We start from the raw sequence: 2,727 nt of genomic DNA, 5'->3' as shown, positions 1-2,727 counted from the left end.
AGCGCCGGAGGTGTTGCAACACCAAGCGCAATTGGCGCGGGAAGCTTTGGCAGTTTTGACTTTGCAGGTGTCACTTTCATTAATTACCGGAGTATCCACAACTATAATGTGAGTGCGAAGGCTGGAACAAAGCGTGCCATAGGCATTAAGCCTGATGAATGTCAATTCTTTCCTGTTGATGCGCCTGGTGTATTCCAAAAAACCTTTTCCCCTGGTGAAAGCTTGGATTTTGCCAACACGGTTGGAAAACCTCTCTACACCATGCTGATCGTCGACCACGACCGTAATGCATGGGTAAAACCGGAGGTCTATAGCTATCCGCTTTACATCTGTACACGCCCAGAAATGCTGTTTAAAGCCGTGATTGGAGCGAAATAACATGCGTTGGCACGGGCTGCTCAACAAAATGGTTAAAGATGTACGCAACACCTTTGGGCAGCCCATCATCTACACGCGAAAGGACAACCAGCAATCTTTTCGTATCACAGCGATTTACACCATTAAGCATTCAGAATCGGACGCCGGTGGCAGAATCCCTACCACAATTGCAAGAAAGGAACTTGATCTTTACATCAATGATATCGGAGGCTTACCACCAAACCCTCAAGATAATGTTGTAATCATTTCCCCTGAAAACAGCAAAGCCCCCTCTCAAGAGCACTTCGTAATCACAGATGTCCAAGCCTCAGAATCCGGTATGTATAAGCTGATCTTGCGAGAAATAAAACAATGAAAAATCTTTGTCTTGTGTGTTTAAAAATCAATAAGGCTGCCCAAGAGCTCTAACCACTGCAGCAAATCCGGGAGTAGCAGTAAATTCGTAATTCCATGGTACACCGGTACGGCGACTGATTTGGCATCCTTGATATGTTATAGCTACTGATGCAATTCGTGTCCAAGTGGTTCGTTCATTCTTTTCAGGGCTTTCAAACACAATAGCCTGATTTGTTACCAAAAGACGTCCATCCCACTTGTTTTTTCTACCGTCAATGAATCTGGTATTTTCTTGAACCCCCAACAGTTTTTCATTGCGTGCTAAACGATAATCATACTCACTTGCATCAAGTTCTTGAAACATTTCACATGCTTCAGAAAAATCAAAGGGAGGGATATCTGGTTGTAACATCGCAACTTCTTGTTCAAAGCTTTTTTCCTTTTTTGTTTCATGATAAACAATGAGAACACAAATTAAAACAATAAGAAAAGGCAATAATAACCAAGGAACATTTATTATTGCTACAAGGCCTCCAATCAATAGAGCACAAAGGAGAAAGCTCTTTATTCCCTTTTCCAGTTGTTCCTTTTTAAGTGCTGGAGATGTTTTATTAACGACTGAGAAATCAGAAGAAGGATGTGCAGGAGGGAGCGATATTGAAGCCTGTTCTAGAACTTTCTCTTCAAAACGTTTTTTGCGTTTATCTTGCCAATAAGCGAAAATGGAAAACGCAAAAAACGCAAAGAAAATTAACCAAAACCATCCCCAAAAACCTAACTCATCATTTTCATCTGATTTATTGTCTTCAATGGAGGTAACTTGCTTATCGGTATTCTCAGCTGGTGCCTGAGTCACGCTTTCATCTTGAGTAGCAACATCTATTGACGAAGTCGAGGAGGAGGTAACAATTTCATTATTGTGTGTAATTTGATTTGGTTTGTCTTTGTGTACAGAAGAACCTACTATCGCAGAGCCGATAAATAATAAAGCTCCAATACCAAGAGTTTTCAGTCCGTTTTTCCGCCATTTCTTTATACATACTAAAACGAGTCCGACAATCATCATTGGCAATGATAACAAGCACACGATCATTGCAATTATATTAAGGGTATCCAGCATTAACTCCCCCTCCGCTATAAATAAAAAAGTAAAGTGGAAATTTAAATTGAGTCTATAAATAAAGTAAAGATGTGCCTATATAATTTAGAAAAATGTAATATTATCTATTGACATCATCATAAGGATATGAATAATCGAATCAAGTGCCTAAGAAACACTTTAAATACACAGCGGATAGATTGCCGATACAATCTTTTCTCCGCCAATTAAAAACTTTGACTCGTTATATGTTACACGCATATAATGGTTTTGTCGGGTGTGGCTGTGCCATAAAATACCCTTTTGGGAAAAGCATAGCGACGGACTGTGTACCGTGTTTCTTAGCACCCGGCATTCCTCTGGAATGTCAATAAGAAACTTCTAACTACACAGGAGTTCATTATGAACACACTTATAGAAATTAGAGAAAGCACTGCTAATAGTGTTAGCATTCAGACTATGTCTAGTCGTGAGATTGCTGAATTGTGCGGTAAACAACACACGCATATTATGCGTGATATTCGAAAAATGTTAGGAGAATTATACTCTGAAAGTACTGAATCCAAATTTGGATTGAGTGAATTTACAGGGTTATACAAAGATTCAACAGGTCGCACTCTCCCTTGTTATAACCTTCCTAAGCGTGAATGTTTAATTCTTGTTTCTGGTTACAGGACCGCCTTACGAGCAAAGATAATTGACCGTTGGCAAGAGTTGGAAAGGCAGGTAGCAACACCACAAGTTGACTACTCCAAACCCGAGGCATTGCTTGGTGTTTTGAATCACTTACAAAGTCAAATAGAGCAGAAAGATCATGTTATTGCAGAATTAGCACCAAAAGCAGAAGCTTTGGAAGGCTTAAAGCGTTCTGATGGTTTGTTCGGTCTCATTGAAGCAGCAAAGATGTTAGAGGT

General features: G+C 39.9%; 4 protein-coding genes. 3 read left to right on the top strand and 1 reads right to left on the bottom strand.

All coding sequences use genetic code 11. From position 1 onward, the window contains the following. Together PVV60_RS10005 and PVV60_RS10000 are read left to right on the top strand one after the other, a co-directional pair. On the top strand, positions 1–378 hold a 378-nt coding region (locus PVV60_RS10005; RefSeq protein ID WP_273724617.1), incomplete at its 5' end, for a major capsid protein. Between the two features lies 1 nt (position 379). Next, a complete protein-coding gene (locus tag PVV60_RS10000) occupies positions 380–733 on the top strand; it encodes a hypothetical protein (protein ID WP_273724616.1) in 354 nt (117 codons plus the stop codon). A gap of 27 nt (positions 734–760) precedes the next feature. On the opposite strand, the gene PVV60_RS09995 is transcribed toward PVV60_RS10000, so the two are convergent. Next, on the bottom strand, positions 761–1,834 hold the full coding sequence (locus PVV60_RS09995) for a hypothetical protein (RefSeq protein WP_273724615.1): 1,074 nt from the start codon (positions 1,832–1,834) through the stop codon (positions 761–763). A 381-nt stretch (positions 1,835–2,215) separates the two neighbouring features. Here PVV60_RS09995 and PVV60_RS09990 point away from each other — a divergent pair. Further along, positions 2,216–2,727, top strand: a 512-nt coding sequence (locus tag PVV60_RS09990) for a Rha family transcriptional regulator (protein ID WP_273724614.1), incomplete at its 3' end; no start/stop codon positions are given.

The organism is Bartonella sp. AU18XJBT (assembly GCF_028618595.1).
Classification (GTDB): Bacteria; Pseudomonadota; Alphaproteobacteria; order Rhizobiales; family Rhizobiaceae; genus Bartonella.
Note: the sequence above shows the minus strand (reverse complement) of the source record. Positions and strands in the feature narration are given on the sequence as shown.

Coding starts and splice junctions, on each gene's coding strand:
- PVV60_RS10000 (WP_273724616.1), top strand. CDS start 380: ATGCGTTGGCACGGGCTGCTCAACAAAATGGTTAAAGATGTACGCAAC.
- PVV60_RS09995 (WP_273724615.1), bottom strand. CDS start 1,834: ATGCTGGATACCCTTAATATAATTGCAATGATCGTGTGCTTGTTATCA.